At 67.9% G+C, this 23,860-nt stretch carries 25 protein-coding genes and 1 tRNA gene; 10 read left to right on the top strand and 16 right to left on the bottom strand.

The window, feature by feature from the left end:
• Positions 1 to 60 precede the first annotated feature (60 nt).
• Positions 61 to 498: a c-type cytochrome gene (locus tag AC23D4_RS06380; protein WP_472889739.1), complete on the top strand. Its 438-nt coding sequence runs from the start codon at positions 61 to 63 to the stop codon at positions 496 to 498.
• Between the two features lie 37 nt (positions 499 to 535).
• Here AC23D4_RS06380 and AC23D4_RS06375 read toward each other — a convergent pair whose 3' ends face one another.
• Complete coding sequence (locus AC23D4_RS06375; RefSeq protein WP_472889738.1) at positions 536 to 2,095, bottom strand: acyl-CoA synthetase; 1,560 nt, start codon at positions 2,093 to 2,095, stop codon at positions 536 to 538.
• A 142-nt stretch (positions 2,096 to 2,237) separates the two neighbouring features.
• Between AC23D4_RS06375 and AC23D4_RS06370 the strand changes: the two genes are divergently transcribed.
• The 3 genes from AC23D4_RS06370 to AC23D4_RS06360 all read left to right on the top strand — a co-directional run bounded on the left by AC23D4_RS06370 (position 2,238) and on the right by AC23D4_RS06360 (position 4,928).
• A complete protein-coding gene (locus AC23D4_RS06370) occupies positions 2,238 to 3,044 on the top strand; it encodes an MlaE family ABC transporter permease (protein ID WP_472889737.1) in 807 nt (268 codons plus the stop codon).
• Between the two features lie 19 nt (positions 3,045 to 3,063).
• Positions 3,064 to 4,092: an MlaD family protein gene (locus AC23D4_RS06365; RefSeq protein WP_472889736.1), complete on the top strand. Its 1,029-nt coding sequence runs from the start codon at positions 3,064 to 3,066 to the stop codon at positions 4,090 to 4,092.
• 206 nt (positions 4,093 to 4,298) lie between these two features.
• A complete protein-coding gene (locus AC23D4_RS06360; RefSeq protein WP_487623711.1) occupies positions 4,299 to 4,928 on the top strand; it encodes a hypothetical protein in 630 nt (209 codons plus the stop codon).
• Here AC23D4_RS06360 and AC23D4_RS06355 read toward each other — a convergent pair.
• The 3 genes from AC23D4_RS06355 to AC23D4_RS06345 form a co-directional block, all read right to left on the bottom strand.
• The gene (locus tag AC23D4_RS06355) at positions 4,925 to 5,290 is read right to left on the bottom strand and encodes a hypothetical protein (RefSeq protein ID WP_472889734.1); all 366 of its coding nucleotides are present in this window, start codon (positions 5,288 to 5,290) and stop codon (positions 4,925 to 4,927) included. The two genes, AC23D4_RS06360 and AC23D4_RS06355, sit on opposite strands and share 4 nt — an antisense overlap.
• 210 nt (positions 5,291 to 5,500) lie before the next feature.
• The gene (locus tag AC23D4_RS06350) at positions 5,501 to 6,139 is read right to left on the bottom strand and encodes an FMN-binding negative transcriptional regulator (protein WP_472889733.1); all 639 of its coding nucleotides are present in this window, start codon (positions 6,137 to 6,139) and stop codon (positions 5,501 to 5,503) included.
• Between the two features lie 153 nt (positions 6,140 to 6,292).
• Positions 6,293 to 6,943 (bottom strand): LysE/ArgO family amino acid transporter, encoded by a 651-nt coding sequence (locus AC23D4_RS06345; protein ID WP_472889732.1) that lies wholly within the window; start codon positions 6,941 to 6,943, stop codon positions 6,293 to 6,295.
• Positions 6,944 to 7,053: 110 nt separating this feature from the next.
• Between AC23D4_RS06345 and AC23D4_RS06340 the strand changes: the two genes are divergently transcribed.
• On the top strand, positions 7,054 to 7,338 hold the full coding sequence (locus tag AC23D4_RS06340; protein ID WP_472889731.1) for a type 2 periplasmic-binding domain-containing protein: 285 nt from the start codon (positions 7,054 to 7,056) through the stop codon (positions 7,336 to 7,338).
• A 60-nt stretch (positions 7,339 to 7,398) separates the two neighbouring features.
• On the opposite strand, the gene AC23D4_RS06335 is transcribed toward AC23D4_RS06340, so the two are convergent.
• Complete coding sequence (locus AC23D4_RS06335; protein ID WP_472889730.1) at positions 7,399 to 7,656, bottom strand: DUF2249 domain-containing protein; 258 nt, start codon at positions 7,654 to 7,656, stop codon at positions 7,399 to 7,401.
• Positions 7,657 to 7,699: 43 nt separating this feature from the next.
• Positions 7,700 to 8,209, bottom strand: a complete 510-nt coding sequence (locus AC23D4_RS06330; RefSeq protein WP_472889729.1) for an Rrf2 family transcriptional regulator — start codon at positions 8,207 to 8,209, stop codon at positions 7,700 to 7,702.
• A 123-nt stretch (positions 8,210 to 8,332) separates the two neighbouring features.
• On the opposite strand from AC23D4_RS06330, the gene AC23D4_RS06325 reads away from it, so the two are divergent.
• From AC23D4_RS06325 to fdxA, 3 genes are all read left to right on the top strand, one after another.
• Complete coding sequence (locus AC23D4_RS06325; protein ID WP_472889728.1) at positions 8,333 to 9,550, top strand: NnrS family protein; 1,218 nt, start codon at positions 8,333 to 8,335, stop codon at positions 9,548 to 9,550.
• A 65-nt stretch (positions 9,551 to 9,615) separates the two neighbouring features.
• Positions 9,616 to 9,912 (top strand): DUF2249 domain-containing protein, encoded by a 297-nt coding sequence (locus AC23D4_RS06320; RefSeq protein ID WP_472889727.1) that lies wholly within the window; start codon positions 9,616 to 9,618, stop codon positions 9,910 to 9,912.
• A 15-nt stretch (positions 9,913 to 9,927) separates the two neighbouring features.
• The gene (fdxA, locus tag AC23D4_RS06315) at positions 9,928 to 10,251 is read left to right on the top strand and encodes a ferredoxin FdxA (RefSeq protein ID WP_210823415.1); all 324 of its coding nucleotides are present in this window, start codon (positions 9,928 to 9,930) and stop codon (positions 10,249 to 10,251) included.
• A 43-nt stretch (positions 10,252 to 10,294) separates the two neighbouring features.
• Here the strand turns inward: fdxA and sufT are convergent, their stop codons facing one another.
• From sufT to AC23D4_RS06270, 9 genes are all read right to left on the bottom strand, one after another.
• Positions 10,295 to 10,840, bottom strand: a complete 546-nt coding sequence (gene sufT, locus AC23D4_RS06310) for a putative Fe-S cluster assembly protein SufT (protein WP_472889760.1) — start codon at positions 10,838 to 10,840, stop codon at positions 10,295 to 10,297.
• 62 nt (positions 10,841 to 10,902) lie between these two features.
• Positions 10,903 to 11,376: a Fe-S cluster assembly sulfur transfer protein SufU gene (sufU, locus tag AC23D4_RS06305; protein WP_472889726.1), complete on the bottom strand. Its 474-nt coding sequence runs from the start codon at positions 11,374 to 11,376 to the stop codon at positions 10,903 to 10,905.
• Positions 11,373 to 12,629, bottom strand: a complete 1,257-nt coding sequence (locus AC23D4_RS06300) for an aminotransferase class V-fold PLP-dependent enzyme (RefSeq protein WP_472889725.1) — start codon at positions 12,627 to 12,629, stop codon at positions 11,373 to 11,375. Before AC23D4_RS06300 ends, sufU begins: the two co-directional genes overlap by 4 nt.
• The gene (locus AC23D4_RS06295; protein ID WP_472889724.1) at positions 12,622 to 13,932 is read right to left on the bottom strand and encodes a SufD family Fe-S cluster assembly protein; all 1,311 of its coding nucleotides are present in this window, start codon (positions 13,930 to 13,932) and stop codon (positions 12,622 to 12,624) included. The genes AC23D4_RS06300 and AC23D4_RS06295 overlap by 8 nt, the downstream gene beginning before the upstream one ends.
• A gap of 2 nt (positions 13,933 to 13,934) precedes the next feature.
• Positions 13,935 to 14,705, bottom strand: coding sequence for a Fe-S cluster assembly ATPase SufC (sufC, locus tag AC23D4_RS06290; protein ID WP_472889723.1), 771 nt, complete (start codon positions 14,703 to 14,705; stop codon positions 13,935 to 13,937).
• A 34-nt stretch (positions 14,706 to 14,739) separates the two neighbouring features.
• Positions 14,740 to 16,194, bottom strand: coding sequence for a Fe-S cluster assembly protein SufB (gene sufB / locus AC23D4_RS06285; protein ID WP_472889722.1), 1,455 nt, complete (start codon positions 16,192 to 16,194; stop codon positions 14,740 to 14,742).
• A gap of 731 nt (positions 16,195 to 16,925) precedes the next feature.
• Positions 16,926 to 17,001: transfer RNA gene (locus AC23D4_RS06280), tRNA-Ala, on the bottom strand.
• Between the two features lie 275 nt (positions 17,002 to 17,276).
• Positions 17,277 to 18,185, bottom strand: a complete 909-nt coding sequence (locus AC23D4_RS06275; RefSeq protein WP_472889721.1) for an NAD(P)-dependent oxidoreductase — start codon at positions 18,183 to 18,185, stop codon at positions 17,277 to 17,279.
• 134 nt (positions 18,186 to 18,319) lie between these two features.
• Positions 18,320 to 19,024, bottom strand: a complete 705-nt coding sequence (locus tag AC23D4_RS06270; protein ID WP_472889720.1) for a GntR family transcriptional regulator — start codon at positions 19,022 to 19,024, stop codon at positions 18,320 to 18,322.
• Between the two features lie 83 nt (positions 19,025 to 19,107).
• Here AC23D4_RS06270 and AC23D4_RS06265 point away from each other — a divergent pair, with 83 nt between their 5' ends.
• Positions 19,108 to 19,992: an alpha/beta hydrolase gene (locus tag AC23D4_RS06265; protein ID WP_472889719.1), complete on the top strand. Its 885-nt coding sequence runs from the start codon at positions 19,108 to 19,110 to the stop codon at positions 19,990 to 19,992.
• Between the two features lie 200 nt (positions 19,993 to 20,192).
• Here the strand turns inward: AC23D4_RS06265 and AC23D4_RS06260 are convergent, their stop codons facing one another.
• Positions 20,193 to 21,170 carry a GMP reductase gene (locus tag AC23D4_RS06260; protein WP_472889718.1) on the bottom strand — a complete coding sequence of 326 codons (978 nt, stop codon included), beginning with the start codon at positions 21,168 to 21,170 and terminating at the stop codon, positions 20,193 to 20,195.
• Between the two features lie 248 nt (positions 21,171 to 21,418).
• Here AC23D4_RS06260 and AC23D4_RS06255 point away from each other — a divergent pair, with 248 nt between their 5' ends.
• Complete coding sequence (locus tag AC23D4_RS06255) at positions 21,419 to 23,854, top strand: UvrD-helicase domain-containing protein (protein ID WP_472889717.1); 2,436 nt, start codon at positions 21,419 to 21,421, stop codon at positions 23,852 to 23,854.
• Positions 23,855 to 23,860 lie beyond the last annotated feature (6 nt).

The following is a 23,860-nucleotide window of genomic DNA, read 5'->3' as shown; positions in this document are numbered from 1 at the left end:
AAACCATGGGTGGTACTGTGTCTTCTGATCGCAACAGATTTCAATACAAAGGAAAGCAGCATGGACACGTTGGCATGGAAGTGGATGGTGGCGGGTGGTGTTTTGTGGCTGGCGGCGTCGGCGCACGCACAGGTCCCGACGCAGCGTCTGGGAGACCCTGGCCGCTGGGACTACCAGAACAGCTGCGCCAGCTGTCACGGTGTGGCCGGGCGAGGTGACGGTCCGCTGGTGCCCTTTCTGGTGACCCGTCCGAGCGACCTGACGCTGCTGGCCGGGCGCCATGGCGGTGTGTTTCCGAAGGACCGGGTGGCCGCGATGATCGACGGGCGCGGCACCGCGGCCATCGGCACGCACGGGACGCGCGAAATGCCCGTCTGGGGCAGCGTCTACTTTGATCGGGTGAAGAACGTGGGCGGCTCCGATGAGCAGGCCGAGCGGGCCGCACAGCGGCGCATTGACGACCTGATCGACCACCTGGAGCGCATGCAGCGGAAATAGGGTGTGTGTGGCGGGTGCGAACGCGCGAACCTGGCCTTCACGCGTGGCGCCGCCGAAGCTCCCGCTTCAACAGTTTCCCGCTCGGATTCTTCGGCAGGCTGTCGGTGAACACCACGCGTTTCGGGCATTTGAAGTGCGCCATGTGCTGGTTGCAGTGCGCCAGCACCTCGTCTTCGGTGAGTGTCTGCCCGACCTTGACCACGATGACCGCCGTCACGGCCTCGACCCATTTCGGGTCGGGCAGGCCGATCACCGCCACCTCGCTCACCGCGGGCAGGCGGTAGATCATTTCTTCCACCTCGCGGCTGGCCACGTTTTCGCCGCCGGTCTTGATCATGTCCTTCTTGCGGTCGACCACGGTGATGAAGCCTTCGTCGTCGATCACGGCGAGGTCGCCGCTGTGGAACCAGCCGCCCTCGAAGCTGGCCGCCGTGCGCTCGGGGTCGTTGAAGTAGCCGAGCATCAGGTGCGGCGAGCGGTGCACGATCTCGCCGACCTCGCTCACGGCCACGTCCTGCATGTCGTCGTTGACCACGCGGGTTTCCACGTTGAGCACCGCCTTGCCGCAGGAGCCGGGTTTGCGCAGCTGGTCGTCGGGCCCAAGCATGGTCGCCAGCGGCGCGATCTCGGTCTGGCCGTACAGGTTCCACAGCCGCACGGCCGGCAGTCGAGCGGCCAGTTCCTTCAGCACCTCCACCGGCATGATGGACGCGCCGTAGTAGCCCTTGGCCAGGCTGCCCAGCTTGCTGGCGTCAAACAGCGGCGAGCGCAGCAGCGCGATCCACACCGTGGGCGGTGCGAAGAAGCTGGTGATCTGGTGCTGTTCGATCAGCGCGAGCAGGTTGTCGGGCGTGGGTTTGCTGGTGATCACGTTGCTGCTGCCGATGTAGATGGCCGGACCGAAGAACACGTCGAGCTGCGCGCAGTGGTAGAGCGGAAGGGCGTGCAGGGTGCGGTCGGTCTCGGCGATTTCGGCGTTGATCACGCAGCTCACGTACTGCCAGAGCACGGCGTCGTGCGTTAGCATGGCGCCTTTGGGGCTGGATTCGGTGCCGCTGGTGTAGACGATCTGGGCCAGGTCAAAGCTGCCCAGCGCCACGTCGGGCAGGGTGTCTGTGCAGGCGGCGAGTTCGTCGAAGCGGTGCATGCCGGGCGCCGGCTCGCCCGGGTCTTCGCTCGGCAGCCAGATGAACTGCTGCACCTGCGTTTCCAGCGCCGAGGCTTCGCGCGCCAGCCCGGCCAGGCCGCTGTCGGTGGCGAGCGTCTTCGCCCCCGCGTGGCGCAGGATGAAGGCCACTTCTTCGGCCTTGAGCATGAAATTGATCGGCACCAGCACCGCGCCCCGGCGCGCCAGCGCAAAACGCAATGCGGCAAAGCCGTGCGAATTGCGCGCCAGCACGGCCACCTTGTCGCCTTCGCACACGCCGATCTGGTTCAGGCCGGCGGCCAGGCGCGACACGATTGCGTCGAACCCGGCGTAGGTCCATTGCGTGTCGCCGCAGACGATGGCGGTCTTGGTCGGCAGGCGAACAGCGGTGCGGTGCAGGGCGTCGGCGATGGTCTGGCGGCGCACGACAGGGGAAAGGGAATGGGTCACGAATGCCTCCGGTTACAGCGTTCCCCGCGGTTGCGGGTGCGATGGGGCATTGAACCCACAAACCGCGTGCGCGGCCATGGGCGTTTTCACCAGCCATGGGTTTGTGCTGTCACCTTGGCGTCGCGCCGCTATGATCCGGCGCATGAACCTGCTTGCTTCGATGCACAACACGCTGCTGCGCTGGGGGCGGGGGGTGCTGTCCGCCTGGGGCGCCTGGTGGCAGGTGCTGTTCATCGGTGCCGAGATCGTGGTGCTGTCGCTGTCTCCCTCCAGCTACGACGAACCCGAGGAGCGCCGTGCGGTGATGGCGCACATCTACCGTGCCAGCGCGCCGCTGCTGACCTGGTTCCTGGTGCTGTCGGCCCTGGTGAGCCTGGTGCTGATCCGCATCGTGGTGGCCACGGCGTTGAGCTACGGCCTCTCGCAGTACGCGCTGGAGGTGCTGGTGCGCACCCTGGTGCTGGAGCTCATTCCCCTGTATGCGGCGCTCTTTGTGGCGGTGCGCTACACCATGCCCGAGTCGCAACGCATCCGCCGCCTGCTGAGCGACGAACACCGCCGCGGCCTGCACCGCCCGCCCCAGCAACTGCTGCGCCAGGACATGCTGCCGCGCGCGCTGGCCGGGGTGTTCTCGGTGCTGCTGCTGGCCGCGCTGAGCTGTTTTATCGCGCTGGTGCTGACCTACCTGAACGTGTACGGCTTTTCGCCCTGGGCGCTGGCCGACTACAACCGCAGCGTGGGCAGTGTGTTCTCACCCGAGGTTTCGCTGATCTTTGGCCTCAAGACGCTGTTCTTCAGCCTGGCGGTGGCTTTCGTGCCCATGGCCGCGAGCGCCCAGCCCGACGCCAACGGCGGTTATGCGCGGCGCAGCGACATCACCGAATTCGCGCGCCTGCTCTCGGTGATCCTGTTGCTGGAAGTGGTGTCCCTCATGGGCAACTACTATTGAATTCTCCATACCCGCATCCATGACCCCAACGAATCCGCCTCTGGGCCCCGTGCCCGATCCCGTGCCCCCGGTGAACAACCTGGAGTTCAAGGCCGCGCTCCTGCTGCTGCTGTTGCTGGCGCTGGTGGTGGGCTCGGCGCTGTACGTGATGTACGCACGCGGCGCCTTCGAGCGCACGCAGCGCCTGGTGCTGATGTCGGACGACTCCGAGGGCGTGGTCGCCGGCATGGACATGACCTTCGCCGGCTTTGCCATCGGCAAGGTGGCGCAGCTGGAGCTGGCCGAGGACGGCAACGTGCGCATCCTGGTGGACGTGCCCACCAAGGACGCCAAATGGCTGCGCAGCACCAGCATCTTCACCATGGAAAAGGCGCTGGTCGGTGGCACGAAGATCCGCGCCTACAGCGGCGTGCTGAGCGACCCGCCGCTGGAAGACGGCGCCGTGCGCGATGTGCTGCGTGGCGACGCGGCGGCCGAGATCCCGAAGCTGGTGATCCAGGCGCGCGACCTGCTCGACAACCTCAACAACCTGACCAAGGACGACGCGGCGCTGCAGCAGGCGCTGGCCAACCTGCAGGTGGCCACCGAGCGCCTCAAGGGGCCGCAGGGTGCGATGGGTCTGCTCATGGGCAACGACGAAGATGCGAAGAAGCTGGCGGCGACGCTGGGCAACGCCAACGCCGTGCTCGCGCGGGCCGATGGCCTGATCCAGCGGCTGGATTCGCTGGTGGTCAATGCCGACCGGCAGGTGTTCGGGCAGGACCCGGGCGGGTCTGGCAACGCCACGGGTGGCGGGCTGGTGGGCGACGCCCGCACCACCGTGCAGCAGCTCAACGGCCTGCTCGGCGAAGCGCGCGGCAGCCTGACCAAGCTGGACACCTTGCTGGTCGAGGCGCAGGGCATCGCCAGCAACACCCGCGAAGCGACCACCGATCTGGGCGCGCTGCGCAGCGATGTGGACGCGAGCCTGCGCAAGGTGGACGCGCTCATCAACGACCTGAACCGCAAATGGCCGTTTGCGCGCGACACGGAGATCAAGCTGCCATGAAGCCCACCCCCGTTGCTTGCTCGCTGCGCCCCGGATTGCCGCCTCAAGCGGCAATCCGCTCAGCCGCATCCCCCCTCAAGGGGGCAACACCTGCGGCCTGGCAAAGCCAGTTCCGCGGTGTTTCTGGGTTTGGGCACTTCTCGCCGGTTGAGGCCCGGGGCGCGCTTCTGTGGCGATGGATCGCTCGCTGGGGCGTTGCGGTCTCGGTGTTGGCGCTGGCCGCTTGTGGCAACAACCCGCCGGTGCCCGAATGGCAGATGAATGCCAAGGGCAGTGCGGACCGGGCGGCGGAAGCCTGGCTCAGTGGCGACAGCCGGGTGGAGGCGGCGGAATTTGCGCGGGCGCGCAGCGAGGTCTCGCGCACGGCGCGGCCGGATCTGCTGGCGCGCATCGAGTTGCTGCGTTGTGCCGCGCGGGCGGCGGCACTCGACTTTGAACCGTGCACCGGCTTCGATGCGCTCGCGAGCGATGCCGCACCGGCCGAGCAGGCCTATGCGCGTTACCTGGCGGGCACCGCACAGGCCGCCGATGCCGCGTTGTTGCCGGCGGCCCACCGGGGCCTCGTGGGCGCGACCGGTGCGCCCGATGCGGCGCTTGCCGGCATCGCTGACCCGATGTCCCGTCTGGTGGCCGCAGGTGTGCTGTTCAGGCGCGGTCTGGCCACCCCGGGCACCATCACGCAGGCCATCGATACCGCGTCCGCCCGTGGCTGGCGCCGTCCGCTGCTGGCCTGGCTCCAGGTGCAGTTGCAGCGCGCACAGGCGGCAGGCGCTGCCGATGAGGTGGCGCGCATCCAGCGGCGCATCGACGTGGTGCTGGGAAAGAGCGCCCTTTAAAGCGCTTCCCGGGCCTCGATGCTGAGCTGCTGTACGCGCGAGCCTCCGACGCCCGCGGTCGCCCGGATGCGCAGCGCGCGACCGGTTTCCAGCTCGATGCGGCAGTGGTAGTCCAGACCGTCGGTCTGGCCGGGGCTGTGGCTGGGAATGCGGCGGCGCCATTGCTGCTGGCCGTCCAGCTCCACCGCCAGCTCGTGCCAGGGCCCGTCGCCCTCGACGGGCACGCGCACCAGGAGGGTCACGTCGATGTCAAAGGTCCGGCGCCGGTCCAGCGCGCCGGGGATGTGCAGCACCGCCACCGAGGCGCTGCCCGCGTCGCAACGCCAAAGTTCGGGTACGAGGTTGCCGGTCTTTCGGGTCATGTCTGTGCAGGAGGAGATCAGATGGAGGCTGGCCCGCCGGATCGTGCCAGTCGCTGGCCCTGTGGGCTGTGAGAGCGGCCCCTGATGGCGCTGATGGGGGTGCGAGGAGGGTCGAAAGGTGTCTGGTGTGCCGCATCATGGCTCAGTTTTTGGGCTTCTTGCTTTTCGGTGACTGAACGGGTTGCAGCCGGCCGCGACCCGTCATGCCCTTCAGGTCCCTCCCGCTTCGCGCATGGCCCGCGCCGCCTCTGCATTTCCCAGGCCCTCCACCCCCGCTGCCGCGCCGAGGCGGTCCCGCGCTTCGCGGTTCTGGCCGAGCTTGGATTTGCCCACCAGGCGGGAGAGTTCGATCTCGATGCCGACGATGGCCTGCAGCAGGCCGGTGATGAACTCGGGCGCCGAGTCGCCCATCTTCCAGGGCTTGGCCTGCTGCGATCGCTGCTCGTGTTCGCGCGTGAGGCGCGCCACCAGGCCGCGCACGAAGCGCTCGTCGTCCATCACGCGCAGGCGGCCGTGGGCATGCACGACCTGGTAGTTCCAGGTCGGCACGTGGCGGTGGTGCTCGGGTTTGCTGGGGTACCAGTTGGGCGAGATGTAGGCCTCGCTGGCCTGGAAGATCACGAGCACGTCCGCACCGTCGGCCGGCACTTCGCGCCAGACCGGGTTGGCGCGTGCGACGTGGGCGCGCAGCGTGCCCTGCGGGCCGGTGGCCTCGTCGAGCTCGAACGGGATGTGGTTGGCGTCCAGTCCGTTGGGGCCTTGCGTGATGAGCGCGCCCAGCGGGTGTTCGCGCAGCACACGCTGCAGTTCGCCGGGGCGGTGTTCTTCGAAGTGGGTGGGGAGGTACATGGTTTCGGCGAGGAGGTTGCGTGAATCTTTCTACCAGATAGGCCATGGCCGCGTCCGCCCCGCGCCACCCGGCCCGGCAGCGTGCCGCGAGAGCGCTTGGTGGCGGTCCGGCAGGAAGGGCACATGGTACGGCGGCAGCTACATGGGCTGACCTCAGACGCTCTGCAGCGCATGGCGCACCAGCAGCGCCGCCAGCAACCACATGGTCCCGCCGATCAGGCCGTCGAGCACCTGCCAGGCGCGGGGCCTGGCGAACAGCGGTGCCAGCCAGCGCGCGCCAAATCCCAGGGCGCTGAACCAGCCCAGGCTGGCCATGCTGGATCCGGCGATGAACCAGCCTTGCAGGCCGGCGGGTTGTTGGGCGCCGATGCTGCCCACCAGCAGCACCGTGTCCAGGTACACATGGGGGTTGAGCAGGGTGAAGGCGGCGGCCTGCGCCAGCGCGGCGGCGTGGCTCAGGCCTGCGCCATCCTGCGAGGCGGTGAGCCGATTCGCACGGCGCGCACGCTGCAGCGCCTGCCAGCCGTACCAGGCCAGAAACGCCGCGCCGGCCAGCGCCATGGCCCGGGCCACACCGGGGTGCTTGCCCAGCGCCTGCGCCATGCCCAGCACCCCGGCGGTGATGAGCACGGCGTCGGCCAGCGCGCAGAACAGCACCACACTGCCCACGTGCTCACGCCGCAGCCCCTGGCGCAGCACAAACGCGTTTTGTGCACCGATGGCGACGATGAGACCCAGGCCCAGGACCAGGCCCTGCAGGAAGACCGGGAACACCAGCGAAGCGGAAACAGGAAACGACGTCATGCGCCGAGAGTGCCCGTGGAATGGAATGAAGGCAAACTGTCTTTTCTTCTTCCGATGGAGAAAAACAGCATTCATGCAGGGACCATGCCGCCCTCCATGCCCTGGCCGCTGTGACGGGCACCGCCCGCCCCGTCAGTGGCTGCAACAGCCAGCCGCTGGGCGCCATGCGCTACATCGCGGCGGCCAGCCCGGGGTTCATCAGGGCGCACCAGCTCAAGCGGGTCGAGCAGTTGCTGGAGCTGCCGCTGATCCAGAGCAATGTGGGCGTGGTGCCGTGGTCGGACGGGTTCGGCCGCCTCACGAAGCTGCGCGTGCCTGGCCGCTTTGCCTTGCGGTTCGAGCGGGCACAGATGTCACTCGACGCTTGCCAACACCGCCTCGCTACGGCGCCATGATCCCCACACATGTGGATCTGCAGAAACGGGTTGTTGGCGGGGCTGCGTCGCCTGGCCCGTTCACAGCACGCTGAAGTCGATCACGATCACGCCTGGCTCGCGCTGCCGGTAAGCCACGCCGATGCGGTCGCCGTAGCGCTGCGCGATTTGCGACAGCAGCGGCAGGGGGTCGTGGTCGTTGGCGAATCGCATGGTCTCGCCCGGCTGCAGGCTGTCCAGCGCGCCGAAGATGGCGGCGTGCCGGAATCGTTTGGCCACGCCGCGGGCGTCGAACGGGTAGATGGCGTCGGGTGACAGGTGTGCGTGAGCTTGTGACATGGCGGTTCCTTGAGTGGACGTTGGAGGGACCCGGCGCAAGGCGTCAGGCGGTGGGGGAGGTTTTGGCCTTGCTGGCGGGCTGGCGAAGGCTGCGGGGCGCCACCACCGGAGCCAGCCCCGGTGACATGGCGCGCCCCTTGGCCGGCGCCGGCACGGGCTCGACCATGTCGGCCAGCGTCATGCCGTCGAGTTCCTTGAAGTAGGCCCCCAACGCGGCGTTGAACAGGCCCTTCAGGCGGCAGGTCGGCGACAGCGTGCACTGGTTGGAGTCCGGGTCGAAACACTCGACCAGGCGGAAGTCGGTTTCCGAGGCGCGCACCACGTCCCCGATGCGCAGCTGGGCCGGGTCTTTCAGCAGGCGCAGTCCGCCGCCGCGGCCACGCGTGGTTTCCAGCACGCCCTGGCGGCCGAGGTCGGTGACGATCTTCATCAGGTGGTTCCTGGACACCCCGTGGTGTTCGGCCAGTTCGCTGATGGTCACCATCTGGTGCGGGCGGGCCGCGCAGTACATCAGCACGCGCAAGGTGTAGTCGGTGTACTCGGCAAGTCGCATGGATACCCCTAAAGAGGCACTCAGTATATTTCTTTAAAGGCGGTTTGGGTATAAGATTCATCTCACATACTTCTTATGAGGTCTTCGCAGCGACCCGACCGTCCCTGCAACGCCCACCACACCATGGCTCTCCCCACCTTGCACGCCTCGCCGCACCAGCCCACCGCTGCGCCACAGCCCCCGGGCTGGCCGCTGCTGAGACTGGGATTCAGGCCCTTTTACCTGGGGGCTGCGGCGTTCGCGCTGCTGTCGATTCCCCTGTGGGTGGCACTGTTCCTGGGCCAGTGGAACCTCACGATGGCACTGCCACCGCTGCTGTGGCATGCGCACGAAATGCTGTTCGGCTTTGCGATTGCGGTCATCCTGGGGTTCTTGCTGACCGCGGTCAAAGCCTGGACGGGGCTGGTCACGCCGCGCGGCGCCTTTCTGGGGGCCCTGGCCCTGTTGTGGCTGGCGGCCCGGGTGGCCGCCGTGACCGGGCCCTACGCTGTCTACGCCGTGCTGGACCTGGCGCTGCTGCCCCTGGTGGCTGCCGTGCTGACCCAAGTGTTGCTGCGCGGACGCAACCGGCGCAACCTGCCGCTGGCGGGCATGTTGATGTTGCTCGCGCTGGCCAACGGTTTCTTTCACCTGGGCGTGATCGGCGTCCTCGAGATGTCCCCGCTGACCCCGTTGTACGCCGCCCTGGCCCTGATCGTGATGATCGAGTGCGTGATCGCGGGCCGGGTGATTCCGGCCTTCACCATGAGCGCGACCCCGGGTCTGAAGCTCCAGGTGCGCGCGCCGGTGGATCGCGCCGCGCTGGCGCTCACGGCACTGGCCTTGCTGCTGTGGGTGTTTGCGCCAGCCTCGGCGGGCTGGAACATGGTCGGTGGCATGGCGTTTTCGCTCGCGGCGGTGGCCCAGGTGGGACGGCTGCTGCAATGGCGGCCTGCGTTGACCCGGCACCGCCCGATCCTGTGGATCCTGCATGTGTCCTACGCCTGGATTCCCTTCGGGCTGGCCTTGCTGGCTTCGGCCCGGTTCGGCTGGGTCGGTGTTTCAGCCGGCGTGCATGCGCTGGCGATCGGCGCCACCGCCGGTCTCATCATCGGCATGATGACCCGCACCGCCCGCGGCCACACCGGGCGCGCGCTGCAGGTGTCCCGCCCGGAGATCGCGGCCTACGTGCTCGTGATGCTGGCGGCTTTGGTGCGCGTGCTGCTGCCGCTGGCCGTGCCGCAATGGCTGCCATTGGCTTTGGTGATGTCTGCCGCTGCCTGGTCGGTGGCTTTTGCGATCTACCTCTTCATCTACACCCCCTGGCTGCTCCAGACGCGCTTCGACGGCAAGGACGGCTGACGCCCTTTTTTTATCCCGCTCCGCTTTTTCAACCCATCCCTCTTCACCCAACCCAGGACCCGTTCATGAACACCACCACCGCTCCCGCCCCCACCGTGGACCTGCGCACCATCGCTCCGCGCGAACGCCACTCGCTGGTGTTCTCCACCTTCAAGGCCTTGCCACCCGGCGCGGCCATGGAACTCATCAACGACCACAACCCGCAGCCGCTACACGGGCAGTTCGAGAGCGGTCTCTACGGCGCCTTCAGCTGGACCGCGTTGGAAAGCGGACCCGAACAATGGCGCGTGCAGATCGCCAAACCGGCCGAGAGCAAGCCGGTGCACGGGGTGGATTCCTGCTGCGGGTCCTGCGGTGGCTGACCGGGAGCCAGCGCCATGACCTTTGTGGTGACCGAATCGTGCATCCGGTGCAAATACACCGATTGCGTCGACGTCTGCCCGGTCGACGCGTTTCGCGAGGGACCGAACTTCCTGGTGATCGATCCCGACGAGTGCATCGATTGCGCGGTCTGTGTCCCGGAGTGCCCGGTCTCGGCGATCTACGCCGAAGAAGACGTGCCCAAGGACCAGCGGGACTTCACGCCGCTCAACGCCGAGCTGGCGCTGGTTTGGAAACCGATCACCCGGACCAAGCCCGCGCTGCCTGACGCCGACGCGTGGAGCGCGGTTCAGGACAAACGCGACCAGCTCGAACGCTGAAACCACCCCGGATGCAAGCACCCGGGGCCGCCACCGGGCCGTGTCACAGGCCCAGTGACAACATCGCGGCTTCGGACATCCGCGAACGGTCCCAGGGCGGATCGAACACGAACTCCAGGTCCACCTCGGCCACGTGGGGCAAGGCCAGCAACTTCTCGTGGATCTCGTCCACCAGCATGTCGCCCATGCCGCAGCCGGGGGCCGTCAGGGTCATCTTGATCGACACCCTGAACTCGCCGCCGTCCATCGGCAGCACGTCGCACACATAGACCAGACCGAGCTCGACGATGTCGACCGGAATCTCCGGGTCGTAGCAGGTCTTGAGTGTTTGCCAGACCTGACCACGCAGGCCGGCGGGCCCCGCAACGTCCGGCAGCACCGGCGCGAGCGGCACCGGCTTGCCGATGGCGTCGGCATCGGCGCCGGCCAGGCGCATCAGCTGGCCGTCAACCAGCAAGGTGAACGAGGCACCCAGCGCCTGGGTGATCTGCACCAGCGTGCCGGCCGGCAATTCGGCGGGGCGGCCATCGGGCACGCAGGTCACGGCCACCTCGCGCGTGACCATCACCCGTTCGCGTCGAGCGCTCACTGGAGTACCTTCGCCCTGCGGGCTGCGGTGCGAGCTTGCTTGGGAACGGCCCGGCGCGGCGCTCATGGCGTGGCCTCCGGCGGGTTGTTCGCTGGATCGGTTTCGCTGCCCAGCGCGTGCATCAGCGCGTGCCAGCCCAGCAGCGCGCATTTGATGCGGCCCGGGTAACGGCGCACACCGGCCAGGCTGATCAGCTTGCCCAGGTGCGCTTCTTCGGCTTCCATCTGGCCGGTGAGCACGGCCCGGAAGCGGCCCTGCAGGGCCTGCACCAGCGCCACCTCTTGCCCGAGCACCGCCTCGCTCATCATCGACGCGGACGCGATGCAGATCGCGCAGCCCTGGCCGTGGAAGCGGATGTCGCGCACCCGCCCGTCGTCGACCACCAGGGCCACCCGCAGGTCGTCACCACATTGCGGGTTCTGGCCGCGCGCCTGGTGGGTCGGCGCGGCCAGCGTGCCGAAGTGGCGCGGCGCGCGCTTGTGGTCCATCACCACGTCCTGGTAGAGGTCGAGTTCGGCGGCGGTTTCGGGGGTCATCTGAGCACCTTCAGGGCATGCGCCACGCCGGCGAGCAGGCGCTCCACTTCGGCGTGCGTGTTGTAGAGCGCAAACGAGGCGCGCGTGGTGGGCCCCAGGCCCAGGTGTTCGAGCAGCGGCTGGGCACAGTGGTGACCGGTGCGCACTGCGATGCCGAGTTGGTCCAGCAAGGTGCCGATGTCGTGCGGGTGCACGCCGTCGGCGACAAACGAGACGATGGCCGATGCGCGGCTGTGGGCCGACAGCACCGTGATGCCGGGCATCGCGGCCAGGCCCGCGGCGGCGTGTTCGCGCAGTGCGCTCAGGTGGGCGTCGATGCGATCGTGCCCGATCTGTTGAATGAAGCCCGCCGCTGTGGCCATGCCGATCGCACCCGCGACGTTGGGCGTGCCGCCTTCCAGTCGCGCCGGCAGTTCGGCAAAGCTGGCCTCGGTGGCGCTGACCCAGGCCACCATGTCGCCGCCGTAGCGCAAGGGCTCCAGCCGCTCCAGCGCGGCACGCCGGCCCACCAGCACGCCGGTGCCCATGGGCCCGTGCATCTTGTGGCCCGAAAAGGCCATGAAGTCGCAGGCCAGCGCCGACAGATCGGGCACACCGTGGGCCACGGCCTGGGCCGCGTCGAGCACGGTCAGCGCGCCCGCGTCGGCGGCGAGCTGGAGCAGGGCCTCGTAGGGCGGGCGCTCGCCGGTGGCGTTGGCGCAGGCGGTGAGCGCCAGCACGCGGGTGCGGGGGCTGAGCAGACGGCGCAGGTCGGCCGCATGCAGCCGCCCCTGGGCATCGGGCAACAACATGCGCAACACCGCGCCGGTGCGCCGCGCCGCCTGTTGCCAGGGCACGAGGTTGGCGTGGTGCTCCAGGCCGCTCACCACGATCTCGTCGCCGGCCTGCAACCAGGCGGGCTGTATCCCGGAGGTGGACAGGCCATAGGCCACCGTGTTCAGCGCGTCGGTGGTGCCGGAGGTGAACACCAGCTCGTGGTCGGGTCCGGCGCCGACAAAGCGCTTGAGCTCGCTGCGGGCGCGCTCGAAGGCGTCGGTGGCGCGCTGGCTCAGCGTGTGCACACCGCGGTGGATGTTGGCCCGGTCGTGCTGCTCGAAGGCGCGCATCGCGTCCTGCACCGCCAGGGCCATCTGGGTGGTGGCGGCGTTGTCGAGGTAGGCCAGCTCGGCACCGTGGATGCGTTGCGCGAGCACTGGAAACTGCGAGCGCACGGTCTCGAGCGCCAGGCGGTCGGTCAAAAGGGCGTCACCCATGGGCGGCCTCCTGCTGCGTGGTGAGGGCGGTGGGGTCATCGCTCAGGTGTTGGACCACCGCCTGGCGCAACAGGCCCGCGAGGTCCAGCGACTCGATGAACAGCGGATCACCAAAGGCCCGTGCGAGCAAGGCGCTGGCCATGCCTTCGATGATCAGACCGCGCGCGCTGCGTTCGTCCAGGCCGCGCTGGCGGGCATAGAACAGCGCGTCTTCCGGCAAGGCGCCCCAGGTGGCGCCGTGGGCCGCCTGCACCTGGTCGTGGTGGATCTCCAGGTGCGGCCGCAACACCAGCCGGGGCTGGCCGCCGGTGGGCACGCCCGTCAGCCGCTGCCGCACGTCGGCGTCGGCCGCGCCCGGTGCGATGCGGGTGTGGGCATTGACCACCGCGCGCGCCGCGCCGCTGGCCAATGCCAGCGCCTCGACGTGGCTGCGGGTGCGCTCACCGGTGTGATGCATGCGCACCTGTTGTTCGAGGTCGGCGCCGGCCGCCAGCAGCAGACCGGCGCTGCGGGCCTCTGCGCGGTCCCCCGCCAGCTCGACCACCTGGCGTTGCAGGTGGTAGCGGCTGCCGGTGGCGATCAGGCCTTGTTCGTAGCGCGCGTCCGGCCCGAGCCGCAGTTGCAGGTGGTGGGCGACCCGGTCGGCCGCACCGGGCTGCACGCTGCGCAGGTGCTGCAGGGTGGCGCCCGCGCCGAGCCGGATGTGGGTGTGCAGGTTCTGCACCACCGGCTGTTCGCAGGCCACCCCTTCGCGATGATGGCGGTGGTGGGTTTCCACCAGCACGCAGTGCACGCCGGCTTGCACATCGATCACCAGCATCGGCGCTTCGACCGCGCTGCGCGGCTGGTGCCGCAGCTGTATCCACACCGTCTCGGCGGCCCCGCGACCGCTGTCGTGTTCACCGCCAATGCGCAGCCGCAGGCCGTGACGGCACAGCGCGTGGTGCACCCAGGCAAACGGCGCGGCATCGTGCTGGGCGGTGTCACCGGGGGCCGCACCATCGGGGTGGATGGGCAACGGCAGGCCGGCGAACAGCTCCTTGCGCTGCGCCGGGTCGGCGGCATCGAGCCAGCGGGCGTCCACACGGCCCTGTGGCGTCTGACCGAGCGGGTGCAGCGTCCAGCCGGCGCCGCTCAGCGGGTGGGCGTCACAGCCGGCCGATGCGGCCTCGGGCGCTTCGCCCAGCCAGACGGCGGCCGGCGGTGGCGGCAGATGGCGAAACGCCTCGGCGTCACGCGGGATCCAGCCCGCGTCTTGCAACCGGTGGCGGGCGGCCAGGATGTCGGCGCGTGCGTGGTCCATGCTCAGGCCTCCAGCGCGTCGACCGCGCGCACAAAGCCGGTTCGCGCGATCTGTTGGGCCAGCGCCAGGTCGCCGGTCTCGGCGATGCAGCCCTGGTCGAGCCGCAGCACCGCGTCGGGCTGCAGCGACTCGATCAGCTGCAGGTAATGCGAGACCACCACAAAGGCGGTGCCCTGGGCACGCAACGACTGCACCAGCTCCACCACCGCGCGGGTGCCGTCCACGTCCATGCCCGAATCGATTTCATCGAGCATGGCCAGGCGCGGGCGCAGCAGGGCCAGCTGCAGCAGCTCGTTGCGCTTGCGCTCCCCGCCAGAAAAACCATCATTGACGGGGCGCGCCAGCATCGCCTCGGGCAGGCCCAACCGGGTGGCCGCGGCCCGTGCGTCACCGAGGAAATCAAAGGCATCGAGCGGTGCTTCGCCGCGCGCTTCGCGCACGGCGTTGAGGGCCGTGCGGATGAACAGGTTGTTTTTCACACCGGGGATCTCGGGCGGCGCCTGGAACGAGACGAACAGCCCGGCGCGGGCGCGCGCCTCGGGGCTCATGGCCAGCAGGTCCTGGCCGGCAAAACGGGCCTGGCCGCCGACCACGCTGTAGCGCGGATGGCCGGCCAGCGTCAGGCCCAGCGTGCTCTTGCCGCTGCCGTTGGCGCCCATGAGCACCACCAGCGCACCGGCCGGGACATCGAGCGAGATCGACTTCAACACGTGGCGGCCGCCAACGTCAACGCGCAGATCGCGCACCTGCAACAGGGGTTCGGAATGGGTCATGGTGGGTCTTTCCTGGGTGTTCGTGTGGGTGGGCTCAGCCGACGGCGCCTTCGAGCGAAACGGCCAGCAGCGCCTTGGCTTCGAGCGCGAATTCCATCGGCAGCTCGTCCAGCACCGCCTGGCAGAAGCCGCCGACGATGAGGGCGGTGGCGTCCTGCGGGTGGATGCCGCGCTGCTGGCAATAGAACAGGCGCTCTTCGGAGATGCGGGTGGTGGTGGCTTCGTGTTCCACCAGGGCGTCGTCGCGCGCGGCCTCGATGTACGGGAAGGTGTGGGCACCGCAGTCGGGGCCGATCAGCAGCGAGTCGCACTGCGTGTGGTTGTGGGCGCCGGCCGCGGTCGGGGCCACGCGCACCAGGCCGCGGTAGCTGTTCTGGGCGTGTCCGGCGCTGATGCCTTTGGAGACGATGCGGCTCTTGGTGTTGCGGCCCAGATGGATCATCTTGGTGCCGGTGTCGGCCTGCTGGAAGTGGTTGCTGACCGCGATCGAATGGAACTCGCCGCGCGAATCGTCGCCGCGCAGCACCACGCTCGGGTACTTCCAGGTGATGGCCGATCCGGTCTCGATCTGCGTCCAGGCGATGTGCGAGCGCTGGCCCGCACACAGGCCGCGCTTGGTGACGAAGTTGTAGATGCCGCCCCGGCCGCGTTCGTCGCCGGGGTACCAGTTCTGCACCGTCGAGTACTTGATGTGGGCGTCGTCGTGGGCGATCAGCTCGACCACCGCCGCGTGCAGCTGGTGTTCGTCGCGCTGCGGCGCCGTGCAGCCTTCGAGGTAGCTCACGTGGCTGCCTTCCTCGGCAATGATCAGCGTGCGCTCGAACTGGCCGGTGTTGGCCGCGTTGATGCGGAAGTAGGACGACAGCTCCATCGGGCAGCGCACGCCTTGGGGGATGTAGACGAAGGAGCCGTCGGAGAACACCGCCGAATTCAGCGCGGCGTAGAAGTTGTCGCCCGGCGGCACCACCGTGCCGAGGTAACGCTCGATCAGTTCGGGGTGGTGTTGCACGGCGTGCGAGAACGAACAGAAGATCACGCCGACTTCGGCCAGCTGCTCGCGGAAGGTGGTGCCCACGGACACCGAGTCGAACACCGCGTCGACCGCCACCCCGGCCAGGCGCGCCCGCTCGTGCAGCGGCACGCCGAGTTTTTCGTAGGTCTCCAGCAGCTTGGGGTCCACCTCAGCCAGGCTCTTGGGGCCGTCCTTCTGCGACCTGGGCGCCGAGTAATAGCTCAGGGCCTGGAAGTCCACCGGCTCGATGCGCAGCTGGCCCCAGTGCGGATGCGCCATGGACTGCCAGCGCTCGAAGGCCGCCAGGCGCCACTGCAACAGGAAATCGGGCTCGCGCTTGCGGCGCGAGATGGCGCGCACGGTGTCGGCGTCCAGCCCCGGCGGCAGCGAGTCGCTCTCCACGTCGGTGACGAACCCGTGTCGGTAGGACTGTTGCAAGGCCTGGGTCAGCGGCGGTGCTTGTTCAACGGTGGTCATGGCGGGGCTCCTGCGGCGATGGGGTGCAGCTTCGATGCGCGACCGAAGTGGCTTCGGTGTGCCCGAACTGAACCCTCTTTTAAAGATGCACAGTGTATGCCTCTTTGACATTCATCACCATCAAAAACCGCGTTGCCCGCTTGTCTGTCAGGGTCATTGGGCGAGTACCAGAACCGAGGACACACATCACTTCACTGAGCCCACCGAAGCGTGTCGAGGTGATCGGCTCAAGCCTGCATCATGCGATGCCGTTCCGGCAGGTCTCCGGCGTTGGTCCGGTTGCCTGGAAACACAGCCGCTCGGCCTGGTCAGGGGCTCCAGATCGCGCAGCAGGGTCACCCCATGCTTCGCCAGCGCGACGATGTGCATACCCGGCCTTACATCCTGGCCGCCGGTCTGCCGTCTTCGCAGGCATTGATGTCCCGCAGCAGCCCGCCGACCTTGCGCAGGTCGGTCAGGGTCGGGTCGTGTTGCGGCCTGCCACGCAGGTCCCGGCCGGGATCGGTGCCCGTTCTGAGCCGCTGGCGGGCATCCACCGCTTTCTGGCGCGCTGCGCCCAGGCCGATGGTGGGGCCGGTGCCCAGGGCACAGGGTCTTGCGCCGGCCCCCGAAGATGCCGCCGAACCGCCAGCCGTTCGAGGCGCCCAGACGAACAGCAGCAGTTGGACACCGCCACCGTCGCTGAAACGGCGGCGGGGGTTACCCGGCTTGAATCGTCCGGGAATTTCACATGGTGGAGACGAGGAGGATCGAACTCCCGACCTTCGCATTGCGAACGCGACGCTCTCCCAGCTGAGCTACGTCCCCTTGAGGTCTGGATGGTATCAAAGCGCCATGCCCTTGGGCAAACCTGCTGCTCAGGCGGGGGACTGCGCCTCGGGGGTTTTCATCGTGAGTTCGACGGGGCGGCTGACGGTGGGGCCAGACAGCTTCCATGGTGCGGCCACCGGGTGCGTGTCGGCCTCACCGCTGGCCGGACGGCGGCCAGCTCGCCCCGGATCCAGAGGCGGGAGATGGCCACGGGTTCTTTGATGCCGCTGTGGGTATGGAGCCGCTCCTGGCGCACCACATGGCCGTTTCTTTCAGGTCATTCCGTTGCGCCGCGCGAGCTCGACGAACAGGGCGGAATGGTCCATGTCCGCCAGGCCGTGGTCGACGGCCTGGGCGAACAACTGCTCGAACAGACCGGTGATGGGGGCTTCGAAGCCCAGCTCGCAGGCGGTGGACAGGGCGTTGCGCATGTCCTTGAGCTGCACGGTGATGGCCGCGCGTTTGGCGAAGTCGCGCTCGACCATGCGCTGGCCATGCACCTGCAGGATGCGGCTGTCGGCAAAACCGCCGCCGATGGCCTGGCGCACCCTGGCCATGTCGGCGCCGCCCTTTTCGCACAGCAACAATGCCTCGGCCACCGCACCGATGGTGATGCCCACGATCATCTGGTTGGCCAGTTTGGCGAGCTGGCCCGCACCGTGTGGTCCCACATGGGTGGCACGCCCCAGGGCGCTGAACACCGGCACGGCGCGCTCGAAATCGGCCAGGTCGCCACCCGCCATGATGGCCAGCGTGCCGGCCTCGGCGCCCACGGTGCCGCCCGACACTGGCGCGTCGAGGTGCATCACGCCCAGCGCCGCCAGCCGCGCTGCGTGGTCGCGGGCCTGGCGCGGCAGGATCGAGGACATGTCCACCACCAGCGTGCCGGGGCGCAGGCCCTCGGTGCCGCCCTGGCGGAACAGCACGTCTTCCACCACATCGCCGTTTTCCAGCAGGGTGATGACGAAGTCGGCCTGCGCCACGGCCTGGGCCGGTGTGTCGCACACCCGGGCGCCGAAGGGCTCCAGGCGTTCGGCCTTGGCCCGCGAGCGGTTCCAGGCCGTCACCCGGTGACCCGCCTCGCACAGCCGGCGAGCCATGGGGTAGCCCATCAGACCGATGCCCAGCACGGCAATGGATATCGGGATCACAGGGTCGGAGAGGTGTGTGGCACTGGGCATGTTTCGGGCGCTTTTCTGAGAGGGCAAAGGGAAAAATTGTAGGGGTTGGGTGTCTGCCGGCAGACAAAAAAAAGCGGTTTTCAGGACATGCCTGAAAACCGCATCAAATGGTTCAAAAGAACCATGGAGTTGTTCTAGGTGGCTGTCGCCATAGCAGGTGTTGTGCGGCTCATGTGGTGGCCCAGATTGCGGCTGGCCAGGCCGCAGTGCTGGCGCATCAGGGTTTCAGCCAAAGTGGCATCGCCGGCCGCGACGGCGCGGGCAATGGCTTCGTGTTCGTCCCATACCGGCTCGTGCAGGCTGGCGGTCTGCAGCGTGACGCCCATGGCTCGGCGGATGTGGTGCCAGTGCAGCAGGGCGCTCTGCTCGATCAGCGGGTTGCCCGCCGCCCGGTAGATCGCACGGTGGAACGCCAGATCGGCGTCGACCATGGCCTGGATGTCGGCGCTGCTGACAGCTTTTCGGCCACGTTCCAAGATGGCCGGATCGATGCAGGTGCGTCGCTCCGCTGCACTGCGCACGGCCAGCACGTCCAGCGCGCCACGCACCTCGTAAACCTGGGCGATCCAGTCCGCGTCCAGCGGCGCCACCAGCAGGCCGCGGCTGCGTCCGCCGAGGCCGCTGGCCATCGGCGCATCGTGCACGAAACCGTCTTTCTTCAGCAGCCTCAAGGCCTGCACGACCGGCTGGCGGGAGACCGCGAGCTGTTCGGCCAGCTCTTCCTGGGTGATGCGCTGGCCGGGCGCCAGCGAGCCATCGCTGATGGCGTCGAGCAGGGCGCGGTAGACCTGATCGGTCAGGTCCGGCGTCGATTCGAGTTGAGGCAGATGAACGCTCATGTTGATTGTCTGAATTCTGGATTCAGAATACACGAACTGGGCGTGGCTGTCACCTTCACCCCTGCGTGACACAATGCGCGACCATGAAAAACGCCGCCCGCCCAGACCCCGCCTGGCTCGACAGCCAGTACAACAACCGCGCCCTCGTGCCCGAGCACGGCGTTCATTTCGAGCGCTGGAAAACCGACTCTCAGAGCGCGCGCAAACAGCTCGGCGGGTTGCTCGATGTGGCCTACGGACACGCTGAGGGTGAAAAGCTCGACATCTTTCCCGCGCAGTGCAAGCCGGGCGCGCCGCTGGCGCCGGTGCTGGTGTTCATCCACGGCGGTTACTGGCGCAGCCTGGACAAGGCGGACCACAGCTTCCTGGCGCCGGCGTTCGTGAAGCAGGGCGCCTGCGTCGTGGTGCCGAACTACGCGCTGTGCCCGGCGGTGACCGTTCCCGATATCACCCTGCAGATGGTGCAGGCGCTGGCCTGGGTGTACCGCCACATCGGCGTGCACGGCGGCGACCGGCGGCGCATCACCGTGGTGGGCCATTCGGCGGGGGGGCAACTGGCCGCCATGATGCTGGCCTGCCAGTGGCCGGCGGTGGCTTCCGATCTGCCACCGGATCTGGTGAAGAACGCGCTGTCGATTTCAGGCGTGTTCGACCTGGAGCCGCTGCGCCACACGCCCTTCGTTGCCGACTCCTTGCGCCTGACTTCGGAGCAGGTGAAAAAAGCCAGCCCGGCCCTGCTGCCCGCGCCACCGCTGCGTGAGGGCCGGGGCGCGCTGTTCAGCGTGGCCGGGGGCAACGAGAGCAGCGAGTTCCTGCGCCAGAACCAGCTGATCCAGCAGGCCTGGGGGCCGCAGGTGGTGCCCGTGGCCGAAGCCCTGCCCGGCCTGAACCATTTCAGCGTGCTGGAAGCGCTGGTGCAGCCAAGACACCGGCTGAACCAGCTGGCCAGGCAGCTGTTGAAAGGCTAGCCCCCCGCGCCGCCTGCGGCGTCACCCCCCAGGGGGCGGCACTGGCGGCCCGGCGAAGCCGGTTCCGCGGTGCCCTGGCGCCAACGTCCTCTCCGGAGCGAAATGTCTTGATTCGAGGATGCGGTGGAACCGGCTCCGCCGGGCCACTCGCATCGCCCCCTTGAGGGGGTGACGCCGCAGGCGGCGCGGGGGGAGCTCGTTCACATGAACAGGTGTTCCCCGGCGTTCTCACCGCCCAGGATCACGTAGTTCACCTTTTTCAGGTCCAGCAGCTTGGTGCCGCCCGAATAGCTGATGGAGCTCTGCACGTCCTGCTCCATCTCGATCAGCGTGGCCGCCAGCGTGCCCTTGATCGGCTCCAGGATGCGCTTGCCTTCGACGTGCCGGTACTCGCCCTTGTTGAAGTCGCTGGCCGAGCCGTAGTACTCCTTGTAGAGCACGCCGTCTACTTCCACCGTCTGGCCCGGTGACTCTTCGTGCCCCGCGAACAGCGAGCCGATCATCACCATGGACGCGCCGAAGCGGATGCTCTTGGCGATGTCGCCGTGGCTGCGGATGCCGCCGTCGGCAATGATGGGTTTGGTCGCCACGCGGGCGCACCACTTGAGCGCGGAGAGCTGCCAGCCGCCGGTGCCGAAGCCGGTCTTGAGCTTGGTGATGCAGACCTTGCCCGGGCCCACGCCCACCTTGGTGGCGTCGGCGCCCCAGTTCTCCAGGTCGATCACCGCTTCGGGCGTGGCCACGTTGCCCGCGATCACGAAGCTGCCCGGGAGCCGGGCCTTGATGTAGCCGATCATGTCGCGCACGCTGTCGGCGTGGCCGTGGGCGATGTCGATCGTGATGTACTCGGGCACCAGGCCTTCGGTGGCGAGGGTGTCCACCGTGGCGCGGTCGGGCGCCTTCACGCCCAGCGAGATCGAAGCGTAGACACCCGCGCCGTGCATGTCGCGCACGAACTGCACGCTGTCCAGGTCGAAACGGTGCATCACGTAGAAGTAGCCGTTCTGCGCCATCCAGAGGCAGATGGTCTGATCCACCACGGTCTTCATGTTGGCGGGCACCACCGGCAGGCGGAACTTGCGGCCACCCAGCTCCACGCCGGCGTCGCATTCCGAGCGGCTCTCCACGCGGCACTTGCGCGGGAGCAACAAAATATTGTCGTAGTCAAAAATTTCCATTTGAAACCAGGCTCCAGAAAACTGTTGTGGATGAACAGGGAGAGCGCTTGGCTTGGGTCCGGCTTTCGGTTCGGCGGGAATCCATCCGGCCAAAAAGAAACCGGGCGCAAGAATCTTGGGCCCGGTGATTGATTCTAGGCGCTCTGGCGCCGCGTGCACAGACCGCGGGCCGGTTGGTAGCGGTATGACGCTCATATGGTTGCTCATATAGATCCATCGTTGGGCACCGGCTTCCTACAATCGACACCATGTTGTTTGAAGAACCCGTTGCCTCCTCCCCGCTGCTCGCGGGCCTCAATGCCGAACAGGGCGCCGCCGTCACCTTGCCGGCCGAACACGCGCTCATCCTCGCTGGCGCCGGCTCGGGCAAGACCCGTGTGCTCACCACCCGCATCGCCTGGCTGCTGCAGACCGGCCAGGTAACGCCCGGTGGCGTGCTGGCCGTGACCTTCACCAACAAGGCCGCCAAGGAAATGATGACGCGGCTGTCGGCCATGCTGCCCATCAACGTGCGCGGCATGTGGATCGGCACCTTCCACGGCCTGTGCAACCGCTTCCTGCGCGCGCACCACAAACTCGCCAACCTGCCACAGACCTTCCAGATCCTCGACACGCAGGACCAGCTCTCGGCCGTGAAGCGCCTGTGCAAACAGTTCAACGTGGACGACGAGCGCTACCCGCCGAAGCAGATCCAGTATTTCATCAGCGGCTGCAAGGAAGACGGCCAACGCCCGATGGATGTGGTGGCGCGCGACGAGGAGACACGCAAGAAGGTGGAGCTGTACGCGCTCTACGAAGAGCAGTGCCAGCGCGAAGGCGTGGTCGATTTCGGTGAGCTGATGCTGCGCTCATACGAAGTTCTGCGCGACAACGACCCCGTGCGGGAGCACTACCAGCGCCGCTTCAAACACATCCTGATCGACGAGTTCCAGGACACCAACCGCCTGCAGTACGCCTGGATCAAGATGTTCAGCACGCCGCCGCTGGAAGGGCTCACGCCCTCGGGCAACGCGGTGTTCGCCGTGGGTGACGACGACCAGAGCATCTACGCCTTCCGCGGCGCGCGCGTCGGCAACATGGCGGACTTCGTGCGCGAGTTCCGCGTGATGCACCAGATCAAGCTGGAGCAGAACTACCGCAGCGTCAGCAACATCCTCGACTCGGCCAACCAGCTCATCAGCCACAACAGCAACCGCCTGGGCAAAAACCTGCGCACCGACGCGGGCGCGGGCGAGCCGGTGCGCGTGTTCGAGGCCAGCAGCGATTTCGCCGAAGCGCAGTGGATGGTGGACGAGATGAAGCAGCTCGCGCGAGAAGACATGCCGAAGAGCGAGATGGCCGTGCTCTACCGCAGCAACGCGCAGAGCCGCGTGGTGGAAACCGCACTGTTCAACGCCGGCATGCCGTACCGCGTGTACGGAGGACTGCGCTTCTTCGAGCGCGCCGAAATCAAACACGCGCTGGCCTACCTGCGCCTGCTGGAAAACGCCAACGACGACACCAGCTTTCTGCGCGTGGTGAACTTCCCGCCGCGCGGCATCGGGGCGCGCAGCATCGAGCAGCTGCAGGACGTGGCGCGCACCTCGGGCTGTTCGCTGCACGACGCGGTGAGCGCCGTCACCGGCCGCGCCGGCGCGGCCATCGGTGGCTTCGTGGCCAAGCTCGACGTGCTGCGCGAGCGCTCGGTGGGCATGACGCTGTCCGAGATCATCGAGCTGGTGCTGGATCACAGTGGATTGATTGAACACTACCGGGCCGAGCGCGAAGGGCAGGACCGGGTGGAGAACCTGGAAGAACTGGTGAGCGCGGCGAAGAGCTTTGTCGGCATCGAAGGCTTTGGCCGTGACGCGGTGGCGCGCACGGTGGATGGTTCGCCGCTGACGCAGAGCCCGGCCAGCCAGGGCATTGACCCGACGCTGCCGGTGCTGGACGAGCCGCTGGCCCCCGACGCCGACACCGACACCGGCGAGACCATGAGCCCGCTCGCGGCCTTCCTCACCCACGCCGCGCTCGAATCCGGCGACAACCAGGCCCAGGCCGGGCAGGATGCCGTGCAGCTCATGACGGTGCACGCCGCCAAGGGCCTGGAGTTCGACTGCGTGTTCATCACCGGCATGGAAGAGGGCCTGTTCCCGCACGAGAACTCCATGAGCGACCGCGACGGGCTGGAGGAAGAGCGCCGCCTGATGTATGTCGCGATCACGCGGGCGCGCAAGCGCCTGTACCTCAGCCACTCGCAGACGCGCATGCTGCACGGGCAGACCCGCTACAACATGAAGAGCCGTTTCTTCGAGGAACTGCCCGAGGCCTGCCTGAAGTGGCTCACGCCGCAGCAGCCGGCCTGGAACCCCAGTTCGGCTGGAGCGGGCGGTGGCTGGCAGGGCAACCGGGGTGGCTATGGCACGCGGGGCGCGGGTGCGCCCGCTGTGTTGCAACCCGCCTGGTCACCCGGCTGGGCTTCGGGCAGCGACCCGAAAGGCCTGGGCGGCAAGAGCAACCCCGAACCCGACCGCGGCACCGACATCAAGGCCGGCATGAAGGTGTTCCACAACAAGTTCGGCGAAGGCAAGGTGCTGGCGCTGGAAGGCGCGGGCGCCGATGCGCGGGCCCAGGTCAGCTTCACGCGGCATGGCGTGAAGTGGCTGGCGCTGTCCGTCGCCAAGCTCACACCGGTCGACGACTGAATCGGG

The organism is Hydrogenophaga sp. L76 (assembly GCF_057654755.1).
Note: the sequence above shows the minus strand (reverse complement) of the source record. Positions and strands in the feature narration are given on the sequence as shown.